General features: G+C 67.9%; 22 protein-coding genes. 16 read left to right on the forward strand and 6 right to left on the reverse strand.

Annotated features, from left to right (window positions below; genetic code table 11):
* Window positions 1–36 precede the first annotated feature (36 nt).
* The gene (gene folE, locus JOF48_RS12490; RefSeq protein ID WP_209681153.1) at window positions 37–648 is read right to left on the reverse strand and encodes a GTP cyclohydrolase I; all 612 of its coding nucleotides are present in this window, start codon (window positions 646–648) and stop codon (window positions 37–39) included.
* 129 nt (window positions 649–777) lie between these two features.
* Here folE and JOF48_RS12495 point away from each other — a divergent pair, with 129 nt between their 5' ends.
* The 12 genes from JOF48_RS12495 to JOF48_RS12550 all read left to right on the forward strand — a co-directional run bounded on the left by JOF48_RS12495 (window position 778) and on the right by JOF48_RS12550 (window position 14,050).
* On the forward strand, window positions 778–1,551 hold the full coding sequence (locus tag JOF48_RS12495) for a helix-turn-helix transcriptional regulator (RefSeq protein ID WP_209681155.1): 774 nt from the start codon (window positions 778–780) through the stop codon (window positions 1,549–1,551).
* 72 nt (window positions 1,552–1,623) lie between these two features.
* On the forward strand, window positions 1,624–2,397 hold the full coding sequence (locus JOF48_RS12500) for a hypothetical protein (RefSeq protein ID WP_209681157.1): 774 nt from the start codon (window positions 1,624–1,626) through the stop codon (window positions 2,395–2,397).
* 9 nt (window positions 2,398–2,406) lie between these two features.
* A complete protein-coding gene (locus JOF48_RS12505) occupies window positions 2,407–3,636 on the forward strand; it encodes a cysteine desulfurase family protein (RefSeq protein WP_209681159.1) in 1,230 nt (409 codons plus the stop codon).
* A 50-nt stretch (window positions 3,637–3,686) separates the two neighbouring features.
* Window positions 3,687–4,826, forward strand: coding sequence for a tRNA 2-thiouridine(34) synthase MnmA (gene mnmA, locus JOF48_RS12510; RefSeq protein ID WP_209681161.1), 1,140 nt, complete (start codon window positions 3,687–3,689; stop codon window positions 4,824–4,826).
* 281 nt (window positions 4,827–5,107) lie between these two features.
* Window positions 5,108–5,725 carry a TIGR03086 family metal-binding protein gene (locus tag JOF48_RS12515; protein WP_209681163.1) on the forward strand — a complete coding sequence of 206 codons (618 nt, stop codon included), beginning with the start codon at window positions 5,108–5,110 and terminating at the stop codon, window positions 5,723–5,725.
* A gap of 134 nt (window positions 5,726–5,859) precedes the next feature.
* Entirely contained in the window at window positions 5,860–7,500 is a 1,641-nt protein-coding gene (locus JOF48_RS12520; protein ID WP_209681165.1) for an ABC transporter substrate-binding protein, read from the forward strand.
* Window positions 7,501–7,621: 121 nt separating this feature from the next.
* Window positions 7,622–8,713, forward strand: coding sequence for an ABC transporter permease (locus tag JOF48_RS12525; RefSeq protein ID WP_209681167.1), 1,092 nt, complete (start codon window positions 7,622–7,624; stop codon window positions 8,711–8,713).
* 3 nt (window positions 8,714–8,716) lie between these two features.
* Complete coding sequence (locus JOF48_RS12530) at window positions 8,717–9,652, forward strand: ABC transporter permease (RefSeq protein WP_209681169.1); 936 nt, start codon at window positions 8,717–8,719, stop codon at window positions 9,650–9,652.
* A complete protein-coding gene (locus JOF48_RS12535) occupies window positions 9,649–11,370 on the forward strand; it encodes a dipeptide ABC transporter ATP-binding protein (protein WP_209681171.1) in 1,722 nt (573 codons plus the stop codon). Before JOF48_RS12530 ends, JOF48_RS12535 begins: the two co-directional genes overlap by 4 nt.
* A 76-nt stretch (window positions 11,371–11,446) precedes the next feature.
* The gene (locus JOF48_RS12540; RefSeq protein ID WP_209681173.1) at window positions 11,447–11,923 is read left to right on the forward strand and encodes a chorismate mutase; all 477 of its coding nucleotides are present in this window, start codon (window positions 11,447–11,449) and stop codon (window positions 11,921–11,923) included.
* Window positions 11,920–13,092 carry a uroporphyrinogen decarboxylase/cobalamine-independent methonine synthase family protein gene (locus JOF48_RS12545; protein ID WP_342591237.1) on the forward strand — a complete coding sequence of 391 codons (1,173 nt, stop codon included), beginning with the start codon at window positions 11,920–11,922 and terminating at the stop codon, window positions 13,090–13,092. Before JOF48_RS12540 ends, JOF48_RS12545 begins: the two co-directional genes overlap by 4 nt.
* Window positions 13,093–13,156: 64 nt before the next feature.
* The gene (locus JOF48_RS12550) at window positions 13,157–14,050 is read left to right on the forward strand and encodes an SGNH/GDSL hydrolase family protein (RefSeq protein WP_209681175.1); all 894 of its coding nucleotides are present in this window, start codon (window positions 13,157–13,159) and stop codon (window positions 14,048–14,050) included.
* 372 nt (window positions 14,051–14,422) lie between these two features.
* Here the strand turns inward: JOF48_RS12550 and JOF48_RS12555 are convergent, their stop codons facing one another.
* The 5 genes from JOF48_RS12555 to JOF48_RS12575 form a co-directional block, all read right to left on the reverse strand.
* Complete coding sequence (locus JOF48_RS12555; RefSeq protein WP_209681177.1) at window positions 14,423–15,715, reverse strand: DUF58 domain-containing protein; 1,293 nt, start codon at window positions 15,713–15,715, stop codon at window positions 14,423–14,425.
* Window positions 15,716–15,784: 69 nt separating this feature from the next.
* Window positions 15,785–16,744, reverse strand: coding sequence for an AAA family ATPase (locus JOF48_RS12560; protein ID WP_209681179.1), 960 nt, complete (start codon window positions 16,742–16,744; stop codon window positions 15,785–15,787).
* Window positions 16,745–16,896: 152 nt separating this feature from the next.
* Window positions 16,897–18,141: a DUF4350 domain-containing protein gene (locus JOF48_RS12565; protein ID WP_209681181.1), complete on the reverse strand. Its 1,245-nt coding sequence runs from the start codon at window positions 18,139–18,141 to the stop codon at window positions 16,897–16,899.
* Window positions 18,138–18,863, reverse strand: a complete 726-nt coding sequence (locus tag JOF48_RS12570; protein WP_209681183.1) for a DUF4129 domain-containing protein — start codon at window positions 18,861–18,863, stop codon at window positions 18,138–18,140. The genes JOF48_RS12565 and JOF48_RS12570 overlap by 4 nt, the downstream gene beginning before the upstream one ends.
* Window positions 18,864–18,873: 10 nt before the next feature.
* Window positions 18,874–20,424, reverse strand: coding sequence for a DUF7847 domain-containing protein (locus tag JOF48_RS12575; protein WP_209681185.1), 1,551 nt, complete (start codon window positions 20,422–20,424; stop codon window positions 18,874–18,876).
* Between the two features lie 298 nt (window positions 20,425–20,722).
* Between JOF48_RS12575 and mtrA the strand changes: the two genes are divergently transcribed.
* From mtrA to JOF48_RS12595, 4 genes are all read left to right on the forward strand, one after another.
* A complete protein-coding gene (mtrA, locus tag JOF48_RS12580; protein ID WP_203314704.1) occupies window positions 20,723–21,397 on the forward strand; it encodes an MtrAB system response regulator MtrA in 675 nt (224 codons plus the stop codon).
* A gap of 23 nt (window positions 21,398–21,420) precedes the next feature.
* Window positions 21,421–23,367, forward strand: coding sequence for an MtrAB system histidine kinase MtrB (gene mtrB / locus JOF48_RS12585; protein WP_209681187.1), 1,947 nt, complete (start codon window positions 21,421–21,423; stop codon window positions 23,365–23,367).
* Window positions 23,367–25,112 (forward strand): LpqB family beta-propeller domain-containing protein, encoded by a 1,746-nt coding sequence (locus tag JOF48_RS12590; protein WP_209681189.1) that lies wholly within the window; start codon window positions 23,367–23,369, stop codon window positions 25,110–25,112. The genes mtrB and JOF48_RS12590 overlap by 1 nt, the downstream gene beginning before the upstream one ends.
* 138 nt (window positions 25,113–25,250) lie before the next feature.
* Complete coding sequence (locus JOF48_RS12595; RefSeq protein WP_209681191.1) at window positions 25,251–26,180, forward strand: ComF family protein; 930 nt, start codon at window positions 25,251–25,253, stop codon at window positions 26,178–26,180.
* Window positions 26,181–26,270 lie beyond the last annotated feature (90 nt).

Genomic DNA, 26,270 nt, shown 5'->3' on the forward strand with positions numbered 1-26,270 from the left:
CGGGTGCCCCGGGTTCATCCGCCCGGAATGGGGGTGTCAGTGGGGAAACTGCCCCCGCAATGGGCCGTCGTCGGACAACAGGCCGGTGAAGACTGAGGTGCGGGTCATGGTGCCGGCGGTCTGGACTCCGCGCAGGGACATGCACATGTGCTCGGCCTCCATCACCACCCCGACGCCGCGCGGGGCCAGGGTGTCCTCGAGCCAGTCGGCCACCTGCTGGGTCAGCCGTTCCTGGACCTGGAGGTCCCGGGCGAACAGTTCAACGCCGCGGGCCAGCTTGGACAGGCCGAACAGGCGCTCGCCGGGGAGGTAGCCCACGTGGGCCACGCCGCGGAACGGCAGCAGGTGGTGCTGGCAGAGGGAATGGAAGGGGATGTCCTTCACCAGCACCAGGCCCTGGTAGCCGTCGTCGTTGGGGAACGTGGTCCACGAGGTCTCGCGCGGGGTCAGCATTTCGGCATAGGCGGCGGCAACCCGGCGGGGCGTGTCCAGCAGGTGCGGGTCGGTCTCGTCCCGGCCAAGGGCGCGCAGGAATTCAGCAATGGCCGCCTGGGCGCGGGGAAGGTCGATCCCCGGCGCCAGGGCGGGCAGGGTCTCGGGATCGTCAAATGCAAGGAGGTCCGGCAGGGACGCGCTGGTGATGGACATATCCAACCCTTTCTAAAGCTTGTATTATTGACTTTAGAAGTGCAGACTCAAAGCGTCAAGCCAAGCGTCACAATCCGACCAACTGCCCGCACCGGGCGGCATGAGAACGAAAGCAACAGGCCACCGGCCATGAATGAGCTCAAGCAGGACCAGCCAACACAACCCGCAGGCGCGGGCGACACCACAGCGCCAGCCGCGCCGACGGCGGCAGGGGGCGGCGCCGTCGTGCCTCACCGGGACACGCAGCTTGACGAGGGCCAGCGCCTGCGCGCCATGGCCTCGCTGGGCGATCCGGTGCGCAAGGAGCTCTTTGACCTGGTCCGGGGTGCCGGGCATGCACTGAGCCGCGATGAATGCGCGCAGTCGCTGGGGCTGCCCAAGAGCACCGTCCGCGTGCACCTTGACCGGCTGGTGGAGGAGGCGCTGCTGAAGGTGGAGTACCGCAAGCTGGGCGAGAAGACGGGCCCCGGGTCGGGCCGGCCGAGCAAGCTGTACGCCGTGGCGGTCGGGGAGATCAGCGCCTCGGTGCCGCCGCGCCAGTATGACCTTGCGGCCGCCCTGCTCGCCGCCGCCGTGCAGCGCTCCATCGACACCGGCGAGGGCGTGGAGTCCGCCATGGCCACCGTGGCGTTCGACGAGGGCCGCCGCCTGGGCGCGGAAGCCGGGAACATCCACGACCTGCTGCACGCCAACGGCTACAGCCCCGAGCCCGACGCCCAGGGCGGGACCATCATGGCCAACTGCCCGTTCCACCGGCTCTCGCAGGACCACACCGGCGTGGTGTGTTCGCTCAACGGCTCGCTGCTGGCCGGCGCGCTCGAGGGCTGCGGGGACTGCCGCCACGACCTCGCGCCCGACGAGGAGATCTCCCACTGCTGCGCCCGGCTGGTGCCGCGGGAGTAGGGAGGGAAGCGCGACGGCGCGTCCCCGGCGGCCGCTGTTGGGTGCGGCACCGCCGTGCGCTAGGCTCCGAGCATGGAAACTGCAAGCGGTGCCGAGGGCCAGTGGATTGCCGATGCGCTGGAGCGCTATATGGCCAAGGAGCTGCATGACCAGTGGATTGGCACGGTTGCCACCACCGTTCCCGACGGTTTCGAGGCCTACGTCCGCATCTTCCACCGGGTGGGCAGCGGCGGCGCGTCGGAATGGCGGTGGGCCGACATCGCCCGCGCCAAGGGCACACAGCTGCACCCGGCGGCCCAGTTCCACCGGCTGGCAAAAACGGAGCTCTACCGGGACGCGCCCATTGACGGGCCGAACGGGGTGGAACATTGGCGCCCCAACACGGGGGAGCTGGACCAGGGCCAGCTGGCTGCGCTCGCAGGCGTGCTGGCCGCACACACAGCAGAACAACAGGACATCTTCCAGGCGGTCTGGAATGGCTGGGGCGGCTTTGAGCCCGGAGCCGGTGCCATCCCTGCAGGACCTGGCGGACCACTCACCGTGGCCAAGGGATTCCGGAAGTACTGGGCCTTCCGCGGCACCATGGCCGAACTGGCCCGCCCGCCGTGGTTCGACAACGACCTTGGCCTGAACACCCAAAGCCCCAACCTGGCCTGGCCCGCAGACCGCAGCTGGTGCCTGGCCACCGAGGTCGACTTCGACTCCACCCTGCTGGGCGGAACAGCGGAACTGATTGCCGCCGTCGTGCAATCGCCGGCACTGGAGGCGCTTGAAGTCACCCTGGCCACGGACCTCAGCTCCGAGGGTGACCGGACCAACACCCCGCAAGGGCCGCCGGTGCCGTAGAATTGTCCGGTGCCCGTGTATCTAGATCACGCGGCGACCACGCCAATTTCGGCCCCGGCCCTCGCCGCACTCACCACCGTTATTTCCCGTAGCGGCAATCCGTCCTCCCTTCACGGGGCCGGCCGCCGCGCCCGCGCCACGGTCGAGGCCGCCCGGGAAACCATTGCCGCGGCCGCCGGCGCCCACCCCACCGAGGTCATTTTCACCTCCGGCGGCACGGAGGCGGACAACCTCGCCGTGAAGGGCCTGTTCTGGTCCCGCCGCGCCGCCGACCCCGCCCGCAACCGCATCCTCGTCTCCAGCATCGAGCACGCCGCCGTGGCGGACACCGTCGAATGGCTCGTGAAGCACGAGGGCGCCGAAGCCGTCTGGCTGCCCGTCAATGCCGAGGGCGTCCTGGACCTCGCCGCCCTGGACAAGGAATTGTCCGACGGCGGAGCCTCCGCGGTCGCGCTCGTCACCTGCATGTGGGCCAACAATGAGGTCGGCAGCATCCAGCCGATCGCCGAGGTTGTGGCGCTGGCCGGCAAGCACGGCATCCCCGTCCACTCCGACGCCGTCCAGGCCTTCGGCTCCGTCCCCGTGAACTTCCGCGAATCCGGGCTTGCCGCCATGTCCGTCAGTGCCCACAAGATCGGCGGCACCGTGGGCGTCGGTGCCCTGCTGCTGGGCCGCGCCGTCACGCTGACACCCGTGCTTCACGGCGGCGGGCAGGAACGCACTGTCCGCTCCGGCACGCTCGACACCGCCGGCATCGCCGCATTCGCCGCAGCCGCCGCCGATGTCACGGACAACCTGGCAGCGGAGAGCGCGCGGATCGCGGGCCTGCGCGACGACATCATCGCCGCCGTCCGCGCCGCGGTCCCGGAAGCCGTGCTGCGCGGCGTGGATCCGGCGGACAACCCGGGGGGAAGGCTCCCCGGCAACGCCCACTTCACCTTCCCCGGCTGCGAAGGCGACTCCCTGCTGTTCCTGCTGGACATGGCCGGCGTCGAATCCTCCACCGGATCCGCCTGCACAGCCGGCGTGCCCCGACCCTCCCACGTCCTGCTGGCCATGGGCCTGGACGAAGACACCGCACGTGGCGCACAACGCTTCAGCCTCGGGCATACTTCTGGCCCGGCAGACGTTGACGCATTTGTTGCGGCATTGCCGGACGCCCATGCGCGTGCAAAAAAAGCGGGCATGTCCGGGCATAAGTCAAGCATTGAAACCGCCAGCACCAGGGCCGCCGGCTGACCGGCCGCAACCCGAAACTGCACCACACGAAAAGAATTGAAAGGCACGTAATGCGAGTATTGGCAGCCATGAGTGGCGGGGTTGACTCCGCCGTAGCTGCGGCGCGCGCGGTCGAAGCCGGGCACGACGTCGTCGGCGTACACCTGGCGCTGTCCCGCATGCCCGGCACCCTGCGCACCGGCAGCCGCGGCTGCTGCACCGTGGAAGATTCCAACGACGCCTGGCGGGCCTGTGACAAGCTCGGCATTCCCTATTACGTGTGGGACTTCTCCGAGCGTTTCCAGGAGGACGTGGTCCAGGACTTCATCAACGAATATGCCGCCGGGCGCACCCCCAACCCCTGCATGCGCTGCAACGAGCGCATCAAGTTTGCCGCGCTGCTGGAAAAGGCCATCGCCCTGGGCTTCGACGCCGTTTGCACCGGACACTACGCCAAGGTCATCACAGACGCCGACGGCAACCCCGAGCTGCACCGCGCCGCGGACTGGGCCAAGGACCAGAGCTACGTGCTCGGCGTGCTCACCCATGAGCAGCTCAAGCACTGCATGTTCCCGCTCGCCGACACCCCGTCCAAGGCCGAGGTCCGCGCCGAAGCTGAGGCCCGCGGCCTGTCTGTGGCCCAGAAGCCGGACAGCCACGACATCTGCTTCATCCCCGACGGCGACACCGCCGGCTGGCTCGCCGAAAAAATTGAGATGACCGACGGCGAGATCCTCGACGAAACCGGCGCGAAAGTGGGCGGGCACACCGGCGCCAACCAGTTCACCGTGGGCCAGCGCCGCGGACTGAAGCTCGGCACCCCGGCCGCCGACGGCAAGCCCCGCTTCGTGCTTGAAATCCGGCCCAAGGAAAACAAGGTCATTGTCGGCCCGCACGCGCTGCTGGCCATCGACTCCATCCAGGGCATCAAGGTTTCCTGGGCCGGGCTGCCCATCGCCGACGTCGCCGCGGGCACCGAGTTTGACTGCTACGCCCAGGTGCGCGCGCACGGCGACCCCGTCCCGGCCCGTGCCTTCATTACCGAGGAGACGGACGACGCCGGCACCCGCCAGCAGCTGCACGTCACCCTGGTCGAGCCCCTCCTGGGCGTCGCACCCGGTCAGACCATCGTGCTGTACCAGGGCTCCCGCGTACTGGGGCAGGCCACGATCGACACGGCCAGGTCCCTGGCCCGCCCCGACCTCCCCTAGCCGTTCACCCCGCATCGACCCTGTCGCAGCAATGGCGGCTTTTTGACCAACGCCAGTGCAGCAATGGTCCCTCTTTGTCCAACCCTGTCGCGACGATGCCAGCCGGCCCCGGCGTCCCTCGAAGCAACTGCGATGGCGATTGCCGAATGGCGGCAATTGCTGCGAGAGCGTCGGGGATAGAAACGCCATTGCTGCGACAGCGTCCGTGCGGGGGGAGGCGGGGTTGCGGTGCTGGCGTAAACTTCAACCATAGGTGACCTAGCTCACGGAAGGTTGTTTCCATGCCCCCGCACACGATCCCCAATCCACTGCAGTGCCTCGACAATGCCCTCAACCAATGCGCCGAAGTCATCGGTGCCATCTCCGCCAACCAGGCCGACTGGCCCACGCCCTGCGAGGACTGGAGTGTTCAGGACCTGCTGCACCACCTGGTGGTCCAGGACCTGCACAACTACACCGTCATGGCCCGCGGCAGCAACGTCGACCCGCTGGCCGCCACGGCAACCGTGGGGGCGGACTGGTTCACGAGGTTCACCGACGGTGCCGCCATGCTGACGCGGGCGTGGGCGTCGGCCGACCTCAACGCCCAGGTGGCGCTGCCCGGCGGCGGAGAGGCTCCGCTGCGCAGCCGGATCGGCCTGCAGATCACGGAATTCACGGTGCACGCCTGGGATCTGGCCAAGGCCACCGGTGTGCCGATTGTTCTGGATCCGGCACTTGCGGACCAGTCCCTCGCCTGGGCGCAGCGCATGCTCAAGCCCGAATATCGCGGGCCGGAGCGAGGCATTGGCCCGGAAGTTCGGGTCCCCATCACCGCGGATTCGTATACGAGGCTGGCGGGCTGGTTTGGCCGCAGCCCGTACTTTCGCTCAGGCCCGAGAGTCCAGTCCTTGAGATAACCTTCTGGTTGCAAGTTTGCTGATGATGCCGTGGCCACCTGAAAAGGTGATACATATTGATTATCAGTATCGTGGTCCAGGTCACACAAGGATGTGTGGCCTGTTCCATGCAAACCACTAAAGAAAGTTTGCACATGGCTACCAACAGACTTGGGCTGAAGTCCCTGATTGCCGTTGCCGGCATCTCCGCAATGGCACTGACCGCATGCACCGGCCCTTCCGGTGGCGGCGGCGAATCATCGGGGGAAACCGGTTCCACCGGCGGGCCCATCATCGTCGGAACCACAGACAAGACCACATTCTTGGACCCGGCAGGATCCTACGACAACGGCTCGTTCATGGTCATGAACCAGATCTACCCGTTTGTGCTTAACTCCGAACCCGGCAGTGCCGACCCCAAGCCGGACATTGCCGAATCGGCCGACTTCACCTCGCCCACCGAGTACACCGTCAAGCTCAAGGCAGGGCTCAAGTGGGCCAACGGCACGGAACTTGATTCCAAGGACGTGAAGTTCTCCTTTGACCGCCAGCTGAAGATCAACGACGTCAACGGCCCGGCAACGCTCCTGGGCAACCTCGAGAGCGTTGAAGCCCCCGACGCCACCACCGTGGTGTTCAAGCTCAAGCTCGGCAACGACCAGACCTTCCCGCAGGTGCTGACCAGCCCCGCCGGCCCCATCGTGGATGACTCCGTGTTCAGCGCCGACTCCATCACCACGGACGATGACATCATCAAGGGCAAGTCGTTCGGCGGCCAGTTCTCCATTGACTCGTACAAGCAGAACGAGCTCATCGCGTTCAAGAAGAACCCCGAGTACAAGGGCCTGCTGGGCCCGGCCAAGTCGGATTCGGTGACCATGAAGTACTACGCCGATTCCAACAACATGAAGCTGGATGTGCAAAAGGGCAACATCGACGTCGCCTGGCGCAGCCTCACCGCCACGGACATCGACTCGTTGAAGTCCGACAAGAACGTCAAGGTCGACATCGGCCCCGGCGGCGAAATCCGCTACATCGTCTTCAACTTTGACACCATGCCGTTCGGTGCCAAGACGGCCGACGCCGATCCCGCCAAGTCGCTTGCCGTGCGCCAGGCGATGGCCGACTCGATCGACCGCGCCAAGATTGCCGACCAGGTTTACAAGGGCACCTACCTGCCGCTGTACTCCTACGTCCCGGCAGGCTTCACCGGCGCCATCGAGCCGCTCAAGGCAGACTACGGCGACGGCAGCGGCGGCCCGGACGTGGACAAGGCCACGAAGGCGCTGGCGGATGCCGGCGTGCAAACCCCGGTGACCCTGGACCTGCAGTACAACCCGGACCACTACGGTTCCTCCTCAGGTGACGAGTACGCGGCCATCAAGGCCCAGCTGGAGGACACCAAGCTGTTCAAGGTCAACCTGCAGTCCACGGAATGGGTGCAGTACTCCAAGCAGCGCACGGCCGACGCCTACCCCATGTACCAGCTCGGCTGGTTCCCGGACTACTCGGATGCCGACAACTACCTGACGCCGTTCTTCAGCACCGACAACTTCCTGAAGAACCACTACAGCAATGAAGCGGTCCAGAACATGATCACCGAGCAGCTGACCATGAACGACCCCGCCAAGCGCACCCAGCTGATTGAGGACATCCAGACGGCGGAAGCCAAGGACCTCTCCACGCTGCCGCTGCTGCAGGGCGCCCAGGTCGCCGTGTCCAACGTGGCCGTCAAGGGCACCGCAGACACACTGGATGCATCGTTCAAGTTCCGACTGGGCGTGCTGTCCAAGTAGGCCCCGCGGCCTGCTGACACACCACCACCCACCGCAGGAGGCGGGGCTCAGGCAGCCCCGCCTTTTGCATCCATACGCCCGCCACGCACTGCGCGGGCAGCAGAAGGAACCTCACGAACCCATGACCGCAACCATTCCCGTGCCGGTGGAAGACCCCGCCGTGCAGGAACCCAAAAGGAAAACGAAATCAGGCGGCAGCCTCGGCAAATACCTCGCCGTGCGCTTCGTCCTGATTTTCCCCACGATCTTCATCCTCGTCACCATGGTATTTTTCCTCATGCGGCTGACGGGCGACCCCATCACGGCGGCCCTCGGCGGCCGGCTCCCACCGGATCAGTTGGCCGAACGAATCCATGAGGCCGGCTACGACAGGCCCATCTTCGTCCAATACTTCGAATACCTGGGGCAGATCGCCACCGGCAACTTTGGCCGCACCATCTCTGACAACATGCTGATTTCCGACATGCTGGCCACCTACGGCACGGCCACCCTGGAACTGGCATTCAACTCCCTCATCGTCGCCCTGGCCATCGGCATCCCGCTCGGCATGCTGTCCGCGTACAAGCGCGACAAGTGGCAGGACGCCACGCTGCGCGTACTGGCCATCACCTTCTACGCCACCCCGGTGTTCTTCGCCGGCCTGCTGCTGAAGTTGCTCTTCTCCGTGTGGCTGGGCTGGTTCCCGGTAGCTGGGCGGGCCAGCATAAGCACAGAAATTGCCATGACCCAGCTGGAGGCGCCGTCGGGCATCTACTGGCTGGACGCGCTCCGCAGCGGCAACACGGAAGCTTTCTGGGACGTCGCCCAGCACTCGGTGCTGCCGGCCATCGCCCTGGGCCTGCTGACCGCAGGCATCTTCCTGCGACTGGTCCGGACCAACGTGATCGGCACCCTCAGCAAGGACTACGTCGAGGCGGGCCGTTCCCGCGGCGTGAGCGAGTACCGGCTGCTGACCAAGCACGCTTACAAACCGGCGCTGATCCCCATCATCACCGTCATGGGCCTGCAGATCGCACTGCTGCTCGGCGGTGCGGTCCTGACTGAGACCACTTTTGAATGGAAGGGGCTGGGCTTCCAGCTGGCCCACTACCTCACCGCCCGCGACTTCGTGGCTGTCCAGGGCATCGTCGCCCTGCTCGCCGTCATCGTTGCCATCACCAACTTCATCGTTGACGTCATTGCCGCGCTGATCGACCCGAGGGTGAGGTACTAGGCCATGGAGACCAAACGCTCCCTCCTGGGCCGGCTGCCCATCATTTCCCAGCTGCGCAAAAGCGTGGGGCTGCAGCGCGGCATGCTCGTCGCCGGCATTGTCCTGACACTGTTGTTCCTGCTCACCGCGGCCCTGGCGCCGTTGATCGCCCCCTACGGCGCAACCCAGCGATTCGACGCAACCCAGGCGCCGCCGTCGTCCGTCCATATGTGGGGCACGACGGCGGGAGGCTACGATGTCTTTTCCCGCACCATTTGGGGGGCCCAGACCGCGTTCCTGGTGATTGTGGTGGCCGTTGCGCTGTCCATCTTCCTGGGCGTGATCCTGGGCCTGGTGTCCGGCTACATCGGCGGCTGGCTGGACCGGGTGCTGGTGGTGGTGGCAGACGCAATCTACGCGTTTCCCACGCTGCTGCTGGCCATGGTCATGTCGATCGCCATCAGCCAGGGCCGCTCCGACATGTGGTCCGGCATCTTCTCCGCGGCCATCTCGATCACCGTGGTGTTCATCCCGCAGTACTACCGGGTGATCCGGGCCGAGACCATCCGCCTGAAGGCCGAGCCGTTTGTGGAGTCCGCCATTGTGGTGGGCGCCTCCAGCATGCGCATCATGGCCCGGCACATCTACAAAAATGCCACCCGCACCCTGCCGCTGATCTTCACCCTGAATGCCTCCGAGGCCATCCTGACGCTGGCCGGGCTGGGCTTTCTGGGCTTTGGCATTGAGCCGTCAGCTGCGGCTGAGTGGGGCTACGACCTCAACCATGCGCAGTCGGACGCCACGGCAGGCATCTGGTGGACGGGCGTGTTCCCGGGTGCAGCCATCGTGCTGACCGTGTTGGGGCTGACGCTGCTGGGCGAGTCCATGAACGACCTGAACGATCCGCGCCTGCGAGGCCGGAAACGCGCCAAAAAGAAGAAGGAGCTGGTGGACGCATGAGCGCGCACACAAGCAGTCCCGCCAGTGGCGGCCCCACAGGGGAAGCCGCGCCGCGGCCGGTCCTGGACATCGCGGAGCTGAGGGTCGGATTCGACACTGACCAAGGCGAGGTCAAGGCCGTCAAGGACGTCTCCTTCAGCGTGGCGCCGGGCGAGATCGTGGCCATTGTGGGGGAGTCCGGATCCGGCAAGACCGTCACGGCCAAGACCATCCTGGGCCTGCTGCCGGAGACGGCGCACAGCAGCGGTGCCGTGATTGTCAGCGGCAACGACATCATCACCGCCAGCCCCCGCCAGCTGCGGGCCATCCGCGGGCGGGACGTGGCCATGGTGTTCCAGGAACCGTCCACCGCGCTGAACCCCGTCCGCACCGTGGGCTGGCAGATTGCCGAGGGCCTGCGCGCCCACCGCCCCCAGGGCAAGAGGGTGGGCCGGAAGGAGGCCCGGGCGCTTGCCATCGAGGCGCTGGGAAAGGTCGGCATCCCCGAACCGCACAAACGCGTGGACTACTACCCCCACCAGTTCTCCGGCGGGCAGAAGCAGCGCGTGGTCATTGCCGCTGCCCTGGCCCTGAACCCGGGCCTGATCGTGGCCGACGAGCCCACCACGGCCCTGGACGTCACGGTCCAGGCTGAAATCCTGGAACTGCTGCGCGACCTGCGCGACCGCTACGGAACTTCCATCGTCCTCATCACCCACAACATGGGCGTCGTAGCCGATTTGGCCGACCGCGTCGTGGTCATGTTCGAGGGCGATGTGGTGGAAGAGGCCGGTGCCGAGGAGCTCTTTGCCGCGCCCCGCGAGGCATACACGCAGAAGCTCCTGGCCGCGGTTCCCCACCTGGGACGGAATTCGGCGTCGGCCGGGTTCACGGAGCGGGCCTTCCAGGACAAGGAAGTGCTGGTGCGGGCCACCGACCTGGAGATTGAGTACCCGGGCCGGCTGGGCAGCCCCGCCTTCCGGGCCGTGGACAAGGTCTCCTTCACCATCAGCGCCGGGGAGGTGTTTGGCCTGGTGGGGGAGTCCGGTTCCGGCAAGACCACCATTGGCCGGGCCATTGCCGGGCTGAACCGCACCACGGGCGGCTCGCTCAATGTGCTGGGCTACGAGATGCGCAACTACAGGGAACGCAGCTTCAGGCCGCTGCGCAGTGACATCGGCTTTGTGTTCCAGGACCCTGCCGCATCCTTCAACCCGCATCTGACCATCGGCGAGTGCGTGGCCGAGCCGCTGTACATACACACGGACCTGTCCGGTTCAGCCGTGACCAGCAAGGTGGAGGCGCTGCTGGAATCGGTGCAGCTGCCCGCCGCCTACGCCAAGCGGTTCCCGCACGAGCTCTCCGGCGGCCAGCGCCAGCGCGCGTCGCTGGCCCGCGGCCTGGCCCTGAAGCCGAAGCTGCTCATCGCCGATGAGCCCACCTCCGCCCTGGACGTTTCCGTCCAGGCCAAGGTGCTGGAGCTGTTCCGCGACATCCAGTCCGAGATGGGCTTCGCGGCGCTGTTTATCAGCCACGACCTCGCCGTGGTGGACATCCTGGCCGAGTGGGTGGGTGTGCTCTACAAGGGCCGCCTCGTTGAGCAGGGGATCGGCACGCAGGTCATGACGGATCCGCAGGACGACTACACGCAGCGGCTTATCGCCTCCCTGCCCGTGCCCAACCCGGCAGAGCAGGCCAAGCGCCGCGCCGCCCACCAGGCGCTGCTCGCGGCCAAATAGCACGTCTTGGCCGGATCGGCGGTGCACCGGGTGGACAGAAGTTTTGTCCGCCCGGTGCACCGCCTAAACTGTCCCTATGACCGAATCGAGCCACCCGCAGCACCTGTCCGTTGAAGACTTCGACCCGGCCGCCAGCTCCCTCACGGGCGCCATTGACCCGGCCGTCATGGCCGAGCTGCTCTCCATCCGCTCGAGCATCGACAACTTCGACGCCACGCTCGTCTACCTGCTGGCTGAGCGTTTCAAGGCCACCCAGCGCGTGGGCATCCTCAAGGCCGCGCACCAGCTGCCGCCGGCGGACCCCAACCGTGAAAAGGCCCAAATCCAGCGCCTGCGCGCCCTCGCCGAGTCCGCCAACCTGGACCCCGCCTTCGCCGAGAAGTTCCTGAATTTCATCATCAGCGAGGTCATTCACCACCACCAGGCCATTTCCCAGAGCCACTCCGCCGCAGCCGCCACCGGCACCGTCCCGGTCGTCAGCCTGGACGGGCAGGGCTTCGTCGCCCCCGGTGCGGACACGGCCGCGGACGACGGCGGCACGCGGCTTCCGTGACCCCCTCACCACACGCCGGCCTGCCCAAGGCTCCGGGTTCCGGACCAGCACCTGCCGGCTCCGCGGCGCCGCCTGTATCCGCCGTTCCTGAATCCGTGACCGCCACGGTGCTGGGCCCCTGGCCGGGAACGGATCCCGTCGAAGCCGCCAAGGTGGGCCTGGGCCTGCTGCCCGAACCGCATCTGCCGGCACTGGCGGCCCTGCCTTCCCGCGGCGTGGGATCGGACGCCGTCGGGCGCACGGCCGCGCTGCTGGTGGAAATGCCCGTTGACGTACAGCCCTATGGCTGGCGCATCGTGGACCGGCCCGGCCTTGACCACCGCCGTGCCGCGTCGGCCCTGCGCACGGACCTCAACGTGCTGGCCGACGTCGTGGGTGCCGGGCAACTGGCACCGGTACAGGTCAAGGTTCACCTCCTGGGGCCGGTCTCCCTGGCCGCGGCCCTGCACCTGCACCACGGCGAACGCGCCCTGTCAGACCACGGCGCGCGGCGGGACATCGCCGATTCCCTGGCCGACGGGATGGCTGCCCATGCCGCCTCGCTTCGGGAGGCAGTGCCTGGTGCCGCACTGACCCTGCAAGTGGACGAGCCCGCCGTGGCACGCGTACTGGCCGGCACCATCCCCACGTCATCCGGATACCGCACGCTGCGCTCCATCCCGACGGCCGAACTGCGCCGCGTGTGGATGCAGTTCCTGGCTGCCGCCCGAGCGGCCGGCTTCAGCCGGACAGCCCTGAACCTGGGGCAGGATGGCGCCCTCCTGGCAACCGGCACGCCGGCCGGGGACGGCACCGCGGCGGCCGAACGCAAGGCGTGGCAAACCGCCGTCGGACTGGCCCTGGAAAGCGGTCCCGACGCCCTCGCAGTGCCCCTGGACCTCCTGGACACCGGCCATTGGGAGCAGCTGGCCGAGGCACTGGAGTCCGGCACCGGCGTGTGGGCCGGGCTGGTGCCCGCCCGCCCGGGCCAGGCGCCGCCGTCATACGCGTCCCTCGTGGACCGCGTCATGGTGCCGTGGCGCGGGCTGGGCCTGGATCCGGCCCTGCTGAACCAGCTGCGGATCACCCCCGCCACGGGCCTGGCGGAGGTCTCACCGCAGGAGGCGCGGCGCGTGGTGGAGCGCACGCTCGAGGTGGCCGAGGAATTGACGGCGATTCGTTACCGGTAGTTCCCGCGCCAGACACCTGCGGTGAATATGATGGATTTTCACCACCATATTTACAAGGGGCGCCATGGAATTCAGGAAGCTTGCCGGGCGGGCCGCCGCCGTGCTCGCCCTGAGCGTTTCCGCGTCCCTGGCGGCCCCTGTCATGGTGGTCTCGCACCCCGCGCCGCGGCTTGAGGCGGGGCAGGCCAGCCAGCACCTGCCGGACCCGGCCATCCCGGAGCGCACCCCGCCCGTGCTCAATCCCGTGCCCGACGGCGGCCGGGCGGCACTGCCTGCAGCACGCGACGAACTCACCACGGTCTGGGACAAGCCGGATGGCACGTATGTGCTAAATCCTGCCTCTGGCCGGCACGAGGCGGTGGACCACGGCATAGCCCAAACAGCCGTGCTGATGGGCGATTCCCAGGCCGGCGGCGCCGCGGGCATCGACACCGCAGACACCTGGCTGTCCCGGGGGCTGGAGGCGCGCGGCTACACGGTGCGGTTTGTGGGCGCCGGCGGCACCGGATTTGTTGCCGGCTCGGCAGCCCACCCCAATTTTGTCGACGCCGTGGAAAGCGGTGCCGTCATTCTGCCGTACGGAAATCCGGCGCTTGTGGTGCTTGAGGGAGGCGGCAACGACGCCGCGCAGGGCGCTGCCGACGCCGCCATCCTTGCGAACGCCGAACGGCTGCTGCGGGACATGAAGGCCAGCTACCCCACCTCACAGTTCCTCGTTGTCGGCACCCTCGGCGCCGGGGCCGGCAGTCCGCAGCGGGCCCATGTCGACGCGGTCCTGGCCGGATTTGCCCGCAGCAACGGGCTGCCGTTCATCAGCGCCGGCGACTGGATCATGCGCCACCGGCTGGGCGGCAAGATGGCCGACGGCGTGCACCTCACGGCCGCAGGGCACCAGGTTCTCACCGGCGTGTTTGCCGGCAAGCTGGCGGACCTTGGCCTGGCGGCACCCGGGCACTGACGGCCAGGTGGGGCTGTGCCGATCACCGACCCCCTCGCAGCAATGGCGGCTTTTCTTCCAACCACCTCGCAGCAATGGCTGCTTTTCCACCGGCGGCTCCGCATGATCGTTGGCACGTACAGGGCCCGAGCCGGCATGGCCGTCGCCCGGGACGTTCGCAGCGGGACCTTCCTACACTTGCCGGGATCCCCACCACCGCCCATGGGAACGGCGGGTCGGAGGTCCACCCGGCCCATGCGGCATGTGTCCCGGCGTTCGCCAGAAAGCATCCAGTGCCCTGCGACAGGGTTGGGTGAGTTGTTGCCATTGCTGCGATGGGGTCGGTGAAAAAGCTGCCATTGGTGCGACAGCGTCCTGGGGCGGGGCGGGGGTTTACAGGCGGCCGGCAGCCTTGAGCCGGATGTATGTATCGGCCAGGGCAGGCGGCAGTTCCTGCGGGGGAGCGTCCACGACTTCCACTCCGGCCTGCTGCAGCACAGCGGTGATGGCGGCACGGCGGTTCAGTGCGTGCTCGGCAGCAGCAGCCCGGTAGGCCGCCGTCGTGCTGGTCCGGTCAAGGCGGGCATCATCCATGGCGGGGTCGCGCACGGAGGCAACCACCACAACATGTTGGCGGGCCAGCGAGGTGGCGAGCGGGATGAGGCCCTCCTCAGCGGCGCCGGCGTCGAGCGAAGTCACCAGGACCAGCAGCGAGCGGTGTGCCGTGACGGTGCGGACGGCGCCGGCGATGTCGGCTGTGTTCAGCTCGATAAGTTCAGGTTCCAGGGGTGCCAGCGCCTGCACCATGGCGTTGAGCATGTTGCCCTTGCCGGTGGAGGAGACCTTGGCACGGACCCGGCGGTCGTAGGCGAGAAGGCCGACACGGTCGCCGCCGCGCTCGGCCAGGACGGCCAGCAGCAGGGACGCCTCGATGCCTGTATCCAGGGCGGTTTCGTCGCCGATCCGGCTGGCGGAGGTGCGGGAGGTGTCCAGGACGATGACCACGCGGCGGTCGCGCTCCGGGCGCCAGGTGCGCACCACCACGTCGCGGCGGCGGGCGGTGGCGCGCCAGTCGATGGAGCGAACGTCGTCGCCGCGGACGTAGTCGCGCAGGGAATCAAACTCGGTGCCGGCGCCGCGGATCTGCACCGCGGCCCGGCCGTCCAGCTCGCGGAGCTTGCGCAGCTTGGACGGAAGGTGGCGCTTGGAGTGAAACGGGGGGAGCACGCGCAGCACACCCGGTGCCGGGATGGTGCGCTGCCGGGCCGCCATGCCCAAGGGGCCGTAGGAGCGGACCGTGACGTGGTGGGTGAAGAGGTCCCCGCGCCGGGTGGGGGTGAGCGCCACGGCCAGGGCTGCCCGTTCCCGGGGGCGGATGGACACCTTCTGCAGTGCGTTCGCCGCACCGGCCGAGGGCTGCCAGCCGTCCTTCACCTCTCCGCGGAGCACGCGAGGAGACTCGTTGGCCAGGCGGAGGGTGGCGGTGCAGGGCTCGCCGAGCCGCACGCCCTGGGGGATGACCCGCTGCAGGGCCACCTTTTGGGGTGAAGCCGCCAGGAGGAGGTCAGCCGTGAGCAGCGCTGCCAGGATGCCCAGGCAGAGCAGCCACGTCAGTGCCCCGGGCAGGGCAATGATGGGCACGAGCGCTGCAAGTGCCACGTAGAAGAATCTGCCCGATATGGCCATGGTGTTTTGGTTCCGTCGTCAGGTTGGGTGATGGTTGGCAGGTGCCCGGCCGGGGTCGGCCCGGGACCCCTAGCGCGGCACCGGGACGGTGGCCAGAATGGAGCGGAGGATGTCGTCCACAGCCACGCCGTCCATTTCCGCCTCGGGGCGCAGGGCAACCCTGTGCCGCAGCGTGGGCAGGGCCAGCGCCTTGATGTCGTCCGGGGTGACAAAGCCGCGGCCGGACAGCCAAGCGTAGGCGCGGGCCGACTTCAGGATGGCGGTGGCCCCGCGCGGGGAGACGCCCAGCTGGAATGACGGCGCGGTGCGGGTGGCCCGGACCAGGTCCACGACGTAGGCGAGGATCTCGTTGGCCACGGCCACCTGCGCAACCTCCTGCTGTGCCTGGGCCAGTTCGGCTGCCCCGGCGACGGCGCGCACCCCGGCGGCGTGCAGGTCCTGCGGGTCAAAGCCCAGGCTGTGCCGGCGGATGACCTCAATCTCCTCGTCCCGGCCGGGCAGGTCCATGGTCAATTTCAGGAGGAAGCGGTCCAGCTGGGCTTCCGGCAGGGGGTAGGTGCCCTCGTATTCGACCGGGTTCTGGGTGGCCGCCACCATGAACGGCGACGGCAGGCGGCGGGAGACGCCGTCGACAGAGACCTGGTGTTCCTCCATGGCTTCCAGCAGCGACGCCTGCGTCTTGGGCGGGGTGCGGTTGATCTCGTCGGCCAGCATGATGTTGGTGAACACGGGCCCCTCGCGGAAGGCGAAGGATGAGGTGGCGGAGTCGTAGATCAGCGAGCCCGTGACATCACCGGGCATCAGGTCCGGGGTGAACTGCACCCGCTTGGTGTCCAGGCTCAGCGCCGTGGACAACGCCCGCACCAAGAGCGTCTTGGCCACGCCCGGGACGCCCTCGAGCAGCACGTGCCCGCCCGCCAACAGTGCGATCATCAGGCCCGTGACGGTGGCGTCCTGCCCCACCACGGCCTTGGCAACCTCGCCGCGCACGGCCAACAGGGCCAGCGCCGACGGACTGGGAGCGGCCATTGCCGGAGCCGGGGCAGCCGCCGGGACTGCAAACACGGGTGCTGGCTCAGGCGGTGCCTGTGCAGCCGGAGCCGCCGGGACAAAACCAGGCTGGGCCGGCGGTCCCGCCGGGGGGCCGGCGGGCGGCTGGACGGGGTTCGGGTGGGGGGTGCTCATCGGCGGGCCACATCTTCCTCTAGTGCCGTGAGTTCCACGGCCATGGACAACATTTGCTTCTCAGTTTCAGGGACGGGCCCCAGCAGCAGGGCATGGAGCTGCTGCGGCGGACGGCCCGTGGCGGTCGCGGCCGCCTGGACAACGGCGCCGGGTTCCGCGGCCAGCCCCAGCCTCAGCTGGCGGGCCAGGCGGGTCAATGTCGCCTGCCGCAGGGATGCGGCCGCGGTGTCGAGCGCGCGCCCGTCCTGGTACAGGCGCGCCCGCCCCACCAGCGTCTCCGACGCCTTGACGTGCACCGGCAGCGGTTCGCCAACGAGGGGCCCGTTGCGCCGGCCTCGCCACACCATGCCCAGCACGGCCACCAGCAGCAGCCACAGCGCCGCAGGGAAAATCCACGACGGCGTCAGTTCGGACAGGCTGGGGGGAACCTCCGCCACGGGGATGTCGGAGATGGTGGAGGTGTACCAAATCAGGTTCGGCTTGCTGCCGAGCAGCCGCAGCGCCAGTGCGGCGTTGCCGCGGCTGGCCAGGTTTTGGTTGATGACGACGCCGGGACTCCCCAGTGCGGTGATATCGCCGGCGCTGTTGCTCGCCAGGAAGCCGCCGCTGCCCGCGGGCATTCCCCCGGGGATGAAACACGTTTGGGCACCCTTGAACAGGAGCAGCGGGGTGGTGACTGCTGTGGCCCCGGTTCCGGGGGAGGGTGTCCCGCCGTCAATGGTTTCAGCCGCCGTGGCGTCGGGATTGCTGCAGCCGGCCTGCACCGTTGCCGTTGCGGCGGCGGTCCCTGCACTGGCGATCTCCGGGCTGAGCGCGCTGGCGGCGAGGGGCCCCGGAGCAACGGCGACCAGCTGCCCGCCGGCTGCGCGGACGCTGTCGGCCAGCTCTTCCACCCGGTCCGGGTCCAGGTATCCGCTGGGGTCATAGAAGAGCACGGTGCTTGTGCCATGGCCGTGCACTGCCAGCAGGTCCTGCGTTTGTGCAAGCGAACTGCTGTCGGCAACCGACACGCCTTGTTCCGCCAGGATGCTGGCGGCGGCCTGCGCCCCGGCGGGGGCGGGGTTGCTGGTGGAGAGCATGCCGGGGCTGCGCCCGCCGCTGTTGGAGACGATGTAGCCGATGACGGTGACCAGCACAAAGGCTGCGGCACAGATGATCCAGAAGCGGTGCCTCCGCCAGCCCTTGGTCAGGGTTTGGGCGGCGCTGGCGGTCTCCGGGCGGATCGTTGCCGGTGCGCTCACGGCTGCACCCCCTTGACGGCGGAATCCTGGTGCGCCGGGGTGGAAACCCGGGGCGCGGCACCCGCAAACGCGTCGGCGTAGACGGGGGTGGTCGCGGCGAGTGCCGAATCCGTGGCCAGCAGTTCCTGGTACATCGAGGACGGTGGCGGCACCTTGCCGTAGCGCACGGCGTTGAACAGTTCGGCGCTGCGGTCCAGGGCCGCCCGGTGCGACGGAAATGCACGGTCCAACACCCCGACAATTTCCGTCGCGGTCAAGCCCAGCGCGGGCACACTGACGTCACGTTCCTCGGCGGCCCGGACCATGGCCCGGAACTGCTCGTTGACCGCGGTCCCGAAGTCGCCCGACGCAGCGGCGGCACGTGCCAGGCTCCGGTGGTGTGCGGCGGAAAGCGCGGTTTCGCTGTCAAAGACGGCGGATGTGGCGGCCCTTTTCCGGTTCAGCCGCGGCCTGACGACCAGGATGATGACCACCACCGCAACCAGCACCAGCGCCACGGCGACGGACAGGCCAACGCTGGCGTCGGCCATCCCCATCTTTCCCAGCAATTCCTGGAAGGCCTTTTTGAGCATGGCAAAGAGCTCGTCGGTCCAGCCGGGCTTGGCGTCCTGGTAAATCTTCCTGGACAGCTCCTCCTGGGCCCAGCGGCGCGCCTCATCGGCACCGGGCACAACAGGGACGTCGGCGGGGTGCAGCATTGGAAGGATTGCGGCGGTGATCATGCCGGCGGCCTCAGCCGCCGTAGCTTCCGGGCGCGGTGCCCGCTGCACCGGCGCCCGGCAGGAAACCGGCCGGGACAGGCGAACCGGGGATGCCGCCGTCGTCCTTGGCGCTTTCAGATTCCTTCAGCAAGGTGATGTCGAATCCGTCACGGCGCATGCGCAGGTCAACGTAGATCAGGGCCATGACGCCGGTCTGGAATGCGAGGGTGACGGCACCGACCAGGGCTGCGATGGTCATGGAGATGGCCTGGGTGGCCAGCATGACGGACACAGCCTGGTTGGCCGTGGGTTCGCCGCCGGCCAGGACCGGGGCAAGGAAGCCCGCCAGGAAGGAGACAGGGGTGGTGATGATGCTGCCGATCACCCCGGCGATCACGGCGGCCAGCAGGGAGATGCCGAAGGTGCGCCACCAGTTGCTGCGGGTCAGCTGCCAGGAGCGCTTGATGCCCTGGATGGCGCCGATGTTTTCCACCACGACGGCGGCCGGAGCCACCAGCAGCTTCGTGCTGATCCAGATGGCCACCACGGCGAACGGCAGGGCGAGAAGGAAGGACAGGCCTACGACACCGAGGATGGCGGAGTCGGAGGAGTTGGCGCCGAGGGCAAAGATCAGGCCCACCACGATGCCGGTGAACACCAGGATGGCAACCAGGAACGCGGCGGCATAGAGCAGCGCCAGGATGATGAGCGAACCGATGCGCGGCTTCGCCAGGCGCCACATCAGGCCGAACGTGGTCTTGCGGTTCAAGGTGGCGCGCAGGACCGGGACCACAAGGGCGCCCTGCAGCACCATTTGGATCAGCACTGAGACGAAGGCGGTGATGAGCATGGTCAGCGCGTACACAATGATGCTGCCGCCGAGCGCCTCGGCCGCGGCGGGGTCCGACTCGTCGAAGGTCCCTCCCAGTGAAATCATGTCTGTCATGAACGACCCGAGGGTCAGGAACATGACCAGGATCGACACTGCGGCCGTTGCCAACTGGAAGATCAGGGCCGAGCCGAACATGGCCTTGCCGTTGCGGCGGGCCGTCTGGAAGGCGCCGTCGAGGATTTCTCCCAGGCCCAGGGGGCGCAGCGGAATGACGCCGGGCTTGGGCGGGGCAATGTAGCCGCCGTATCCGGGCTGGCCGTACTGGGGCTGCTGTCCGTAGGCGGGCTGGCCATAGGCCGGCTGCTGCGGCTGGCCGTACTGGCCCCACTGGGGCTGGCCCGGGTACTGGGGTGGCTGCTGTTGTCCGTACTGGGGCTGGCCCCACTGGGGTTGTTGTCCCGGCTGTCCCGGCTGGCCCCACTGGGGTTGTTGGACAGGCGGCTGGCCCTGCTGCGGTGCGGCAGGGTACTGCGGCTGGCCCTGTTGCGGCAGAACAACTTGTTGGGGCTGGCCGTACTGGCCCCACTGGGGCTGCGGGGCGGCGGGCTGGCCGGGTGTGGCAGGCGGGACTGCCGACTGCTGCGGCTGTGCCGGATAGTGTGCAGGCTGCTGTGCGCCATCCCGTGGGGCGTCCCCGGAATCATCCGGCTCCTGCGGCTCAAGCGGTGGCTGCTGCGGTCCCTGCGTCATTTTGCTCCCTGTACTGCCGTGTCCTTACCTCAAACCCTATCCGGAACCGCCCACATCGTGGTGGTGTGCGACGCAATCATTGCGCCGCGTCCGTTAACGCCGCCATCCAAGGCCGTGTCCGTTGCGCCTGCGGCCCGGCGCCGGGGGACGGGGAACACAACCACCACCGCCGCCCTGATGGAAGTGCCCGGCTCGGCGGTCTGCGCTTGTAGCGAATTTTTGTGCATAAACGGCGTGTTCGCGGTGTCCGGAGGTCGCCGATGGGGACTTTGGGCTGGTAATAGGCAAATATAGATGTATGAAGGCACGTATTTTGGTGGTTGACGATGATGAGGCACTGTCCGAGATGATCGGCATTGTGCTGCGCAATGACGGCTTTGAGCCGGTCTTTTGCGCGGACGGAGCCAAGGCACTCGAGGTGTTCCAAGACAACAAGCCGGACCTGGTCCTTCTGGACCTGATGCTGCCCGGCATGGACGGCATTGAAATCTGCCGCCTGATCCGCGCCGAGTCGGATGTGCCCATCGTGATGCTGACGGCCAAGTCGGACACCTCGGACGTGGTGCGCGGGCTGGAGTCCGGCGCCGACGACTACGTCGCGAAGCCCTTCAAGCCCGCAGAACTCGTGGCCCGCGTGCGCGCCCGCCTGCGCCCCGGCGACGTCAAGGCCCCCGAGACGCTGGTCATCGGCGAGATCAGCATCGACGTGGCCGGCCACTCGGTCCGCCGCGCAGGCGAGAAAATCTCGCTCACCCCGCTGGAATTTGACCTCCTCGTTGCACTGGCCCGCAAGCCCTGGCAGGTGTTCTCCCGCGAACTGCTCCTCGAGCAGGTGTGGGGCTACCGCCACGCCGCCGACACCCGCCTGGTCAACGTCCACGTCCAGCGGCTGCGCTCCAAGATTGAACGCGACCCCGAAGCGCCCGAGGTCGTCCTGACCGTCCGCGGCGTCGGCTACAAGGCCGGGAGCTAAACCCGTTTGGCAGTGAAGACACCATGAGCACCGACCAAGCCAAGCACGACGGCGTTGCGCACCTTCCCGCTGAAGGCCCCGGTTCCGCCGGGGCCGCCCCCGGCGCGCCTGCCGTGCCCCCGGCCGCAGACGCATCCGGTGTGCCGGCAGCGCCGCCGTCTGGGGAAGTGCCGGGCGATCCGGCAGCGCAAGGCTCCGCAGCCGCCGTCGTGCTGGCCGGGACGGCCACCGCCCTGCGCACCGCGGGCAGGCGGGTGCTGCGGGTGTGGATGTGGATGCGCGACTCCATCTCCAGGCGCTGGCGCACCTCGCTGCAGTTCCGCACCGTTGTCACCACCTTGCTGATCGCCTCCATCGCAGTGGTGGGGGTGGGCGGCTACCTGGCCGGGCAGATCTCCAACGGCCTGTTCAATGAACGCCTGGTCCAGGCGCAGCAGGAGTCTGCGCGCGGGGCCACGCAGGTGCAGGACGAGTTTTCCAACGCTAGCCTGAGCGACCAGCCGCGCGTCTCGAAGTACGTGAAGGACACCTTGCAGCTGCTGCAGGTTGGCGGTGCCGACGACAACCGCAAGTACTTGATGGTCAAGATCCCCGGCCAGAACAGCCGGCTGAACGTCAGCTCCTCCGACTCCGGCGGCATCACGACCGCCATCATCCCGGATGCGCTGCGTGCCGAGGTCCAGGCCGACCCCGACTCGCAGTACTGGCAGTCGATTGCGCTGCCCACCGGAATCTCCGGCATGCACCCCGCGGTGGTGCTGGGCAGCCAGGTTGAGCTGCTGAACACCCGCTACGAGCTTTACATGATCTACGACCTCAACACGGCGCAGGAAACCTTGAACTACATCCAGTCGGTGCTGTGGCTGGCGGGCGGCATCCTGCTCCTGCTCATCGGCGCCATCGCCTGGTACGTCACCCGCACCGTGGTCAACCCCGTCAGCCAGGCCGCCGCAGTGTCCGAAAAACTGGCGGCCGGCGGCCTTGAGGAACGCATGGTGGTCCACGGCGAGGACGAGATGGCCAGGCTTGCCACGTCGTTCAACAAGATGGCCACCTCCCTGCAGGACCAGATCAACGCCCTCGCCACCCTGTCAGAGATGCAGCAGCGCTTTGTCTCCGACGTCTCCCACGAGCTGCGCACGCCGCTGACCACCGTGCGGATGGCCGCCGAGGTCCTCTTTGATGCACGCGAGGACTTCGACCCCATCAACAAGCGCTCCTCAGAGCTGCTCTTCCACCAGGTTGAGCGGTTCGAGCTGCTGCTGGCAGACCTCCTGGAAATCTCCCGCTTCGACGCCGGCGTGGCCGACCTCGACGCGGAGCAGTTGGACATCTTCTCCGTGGTCCATTCGGTGATCGACGGCGCCTCCCCGGTTGCTGAAGCCAACGGCTGCGAGCTTTCGGTCGTCACCCGGCTGCGCAACCACCAGTGCATCGTGGAGATGGACTCGCGCCGGATCGACAGGATCCTGCGCAACCTGGTGCTGAACGCGATCGAGCACAGCGAGGGCAAGCCGGTCAAGGTCTTTGTGTCGGCGGATGAAAACGCGGTGGCGGTCGCCGTGCGCGACTACGGCATCGGCATGTCTCCCTCCGCCCTCCAGCACGTTTTTGACCGGTTCTGGCGAGCCGACGCGGCACGGGCACGCACCACCGGCGGCAGCGGCCTGGGCCTGTCCATCGCCATGGAGGACGCCCGGCTGCACGACGGCTGGCTCGATGCCTGGGGCGTTCCCGGCCAGGGGTCCTGTTTCCGGCTGACCCTGCCCCGCAGAAGGGGCCTGGTGCTGACGCATTCGCCCGTCCCGCTGCCTCCCGACGGCGGGGGGCACGCAGGGGGATCCGGTTCCCTGTCCACTGCCCCCGTGCTGACAAACACCGGATCGATTGGCGTGGTGGGTGCCCTGGGCCCCTTGAAAGTCCCCGTGGTCCATGACAACGGCGGCAGCAATGACAAGGCGGAGAAGTAATGGAGCAGGTGAACGCGAAGCCGGCGCCCAAGGCAGCACGGCGGAACTGGCTGGCGGCAGCGCTGGCGATGGCCGCCGTCGTGCTGTTTCTGGCGAGCGGCTGTGCTGCCATCCCCACCGGCGGCCCCGTGGGCAAGAGCGATCCGCTGCCGCCCCGGAATAACTCCGTCAACGTCAGCTTCCAGCAATTTGCGCCGGTGGAGGGGGCCTCTCCGGAGAGCATCATCCGCGGCTTCATCGAATCCGGCACCGGCGTCAACGATGATTTCCAGTACGCACGGCAGTATCTGACACCCGGGCTGGCGCAGTCCTGGGCGCCGGACAAGCGCACGCTGGTGTACACGGACACGCTGTCGGTGGCTCCGGGGGAGGACAAGGACACGTACGTGGTGACCCTTGAGCTGGTGTCCACGGTGGACGGCACGGGCGTGCTGACCCCGGCAGTGCCGGGCAGCACCGAGAAGCTGTCCATGAAGCTGGTGCAGGTGGAGGGCCAGTGGCGCATTGCCGAAACCCCCGACGGGCTGGTGCTGGCCGAGGCCAATTTCCAGACCTTGTTCAGCCCCTTCTCACTCTATTTTTACGACCCCACGTTCACCTACGGGGTCCCCGATGTCAGGTGGCTGGCCGGACGTTCCTCACGCACCCCCACCAGCATTGTCAAGGCCATGCTGGGCGGCCCGGCGCCGTACCTGAAGGGTGCCGTGGTCAGTGCCTTCCCCAACGGGATCGCCCTCGAGCGTGATTCGGTGCCCGTGGCCGACGGCCTGGCCAAGATCGGCCTGACCGCCGAGCAGTTGCTGGACACCAGCGTGAAGCAGCGCCAGCAGATGCGGACACAGATGCTCACCACCCTGCAGAAGGCCCTCAACACGGTCACCGAGGTGAAGTTCCTCGCTGACGAGCGGGAAATCGACATGGGCGGACCGGGCGACGCGGCGGGGCCGATGATTGCGGAGAACACTGTTCCGCCCACCCAGGTGGCACTGGCCAAGAATGAGCTGGTCACGTTTGACGGGGCCAAGATCTCCCCGATAGCCGGTCTGGAGTCCGTGCAGGAACTGGTCCCGGCCGTGCCCGCCATCTCCTATGCGGGCCACAACTATGCGTTCCGCGCCGGTGTAGGCAACCAGATCTATTCCATCCGGCCCGGGCAGCAGCCTGTCCTGGCCATTTCAGGGGTGGCACTGACCCCGCCGTCCTTTGCACCCGACGGCTGGCTGTGGTCGGCCGTGGGGGACGGCACCGGCATGATTGTGGCCGTCAAGCCCAACGAAGCCGGAGGGATGGGTGAGCCCGTTGTCATGACGGTTCCGTGGCTGGTGGGCCAGCAGGTCACCACCTTGCGGATTTCCCGTGACGGCACCAGGGCGCTGGTCATCTCGCAGTCAAACGGGGTGAGCCGGGTGGCGATCACCGGGATCTTCAAGGCCGGGGACGTGCCCAAGGAACTGACCGAACCGCTCAGCCTGGTCCACACCGGGGAGCCCACGCTGGGCGTGTGGGCGGGGGAGTCCAGCGTGGCCGTCATGGCGCCGGCCGCAAAGGAAGCCGTGGCGATCGAGATCCTGGACCTGGCCCACGGGCCTGTGCAGCTGGACGAGCTGCCCGGTATCGAATGGATCAGCGCGGGCTCGGGGGTGCGCAACGTGCACGCCCAGACCGCCACGGAGTTTTACTCCAACGTAGGCAATAGCTGGCAGGTGGCGGCCAAGGACCTCAAACAGGCCTCCTTCGCCGGCTGACGGACCGGCGCGAGCTGCGCCGGGGGCCTGCGGTGCTGCCTCCGCCCGTTCCTCCACAGGCAGTGCCACGCCGCCGGTTGTCCACAAACAGCCGGTGCGGCCCGGCACCGGCGTGCCGTGGTGCACCAAGCTTGGACCATGAACACGGATACAGCGGCGCAAGCGCCCAGTGCACCCCGCCCGGCCTCGCACAGGGGCAGCCCCGGGCCTGCGTGGCTGCGTGCATGGCTAGGCGCCGAAAGCGCCTGGCGCGACTTCCTGTTCCTGGTGATGCCTTCCGAGTGCGTGGTGTGCGGCCGCGAAGACCACGCCCTGTGCCCGGAGTGTTCCGCCGAGCTCCGCAGGGAAACGGCGCGCCCGCGCAGGGTCGACGGATCGGCCGACGCGCTGGTGGGAGTGGCGGGGGAGACCTACCTGCCCGTGGTGGCCGCGGGCGTGTACCGGGACGCACTTTCCGCATCCATCCTCGCCTTCAAAAACCACGGGCGCACCGAACTGGCAGCTCCGCTGGGCCGCTGCCTGGCGCGCGCGCTTGACCATGTGGCCGGCCCGCCGGACCGGTTGCGGCCGCAGTCCCTTCCTCCGCAGGTGTGGCTGGTGCCGATCCCGGGCACGGGCAGCGGCTGGCGGCGGCGCGGCTACGACCCGGTCGCGATGCTGCTCAAGGCCGTCCGGAAGGAGGGCCGCATGCCGCCGCAGCTCGCCGTGGCACCGGTTCTGGGCATCCGTGCCAGGGCGCCGTGGAACCGCAGCCACCAGAAGGGGCTGGGCAGGGCAGAGCGCCGGAGCAACGTCCGTAACACAATGAAGATCAGGCATCCCGGAGGCCGCAGATTTCGGCTTTTGGCGAACCCGTGTGGCCAAGCCGTGCTGTTGCTCGATGACGTGCTCACAACAGGCTCAACTCTTCGCGAAGGAGCCAAGACACTGGCCAATGCAGGGTTTGACGTGCGCGGGGCAGTGGTGCTGGCAGCCTCCCGGGCGCCGGAGGGTGAGGCCGAAAACGGGCCCTTGGGAAGACTCGCCGAAAATAGTTTTCGGCAAAAGATGAATAAAAGCAGGCAGTGAACTAACGTGAGTAAACGGGTACCCCTAGCAAGGGGCAACCGCCCGTCGGCGGCCTAGGTTGCAACGCCATTTGTGCGTTTGGCCGCCGTG

This window comes from Arthrobacter stackebrandtii (assembly GCF_017876675.1).
Taxonomy (GTDB): domain Bacteria; phylum Actinomycetota; class Actinomycetes; order Actinomycetales; family Micrococcaceae; genus Specibacter; species Specibacter stackebrandtii.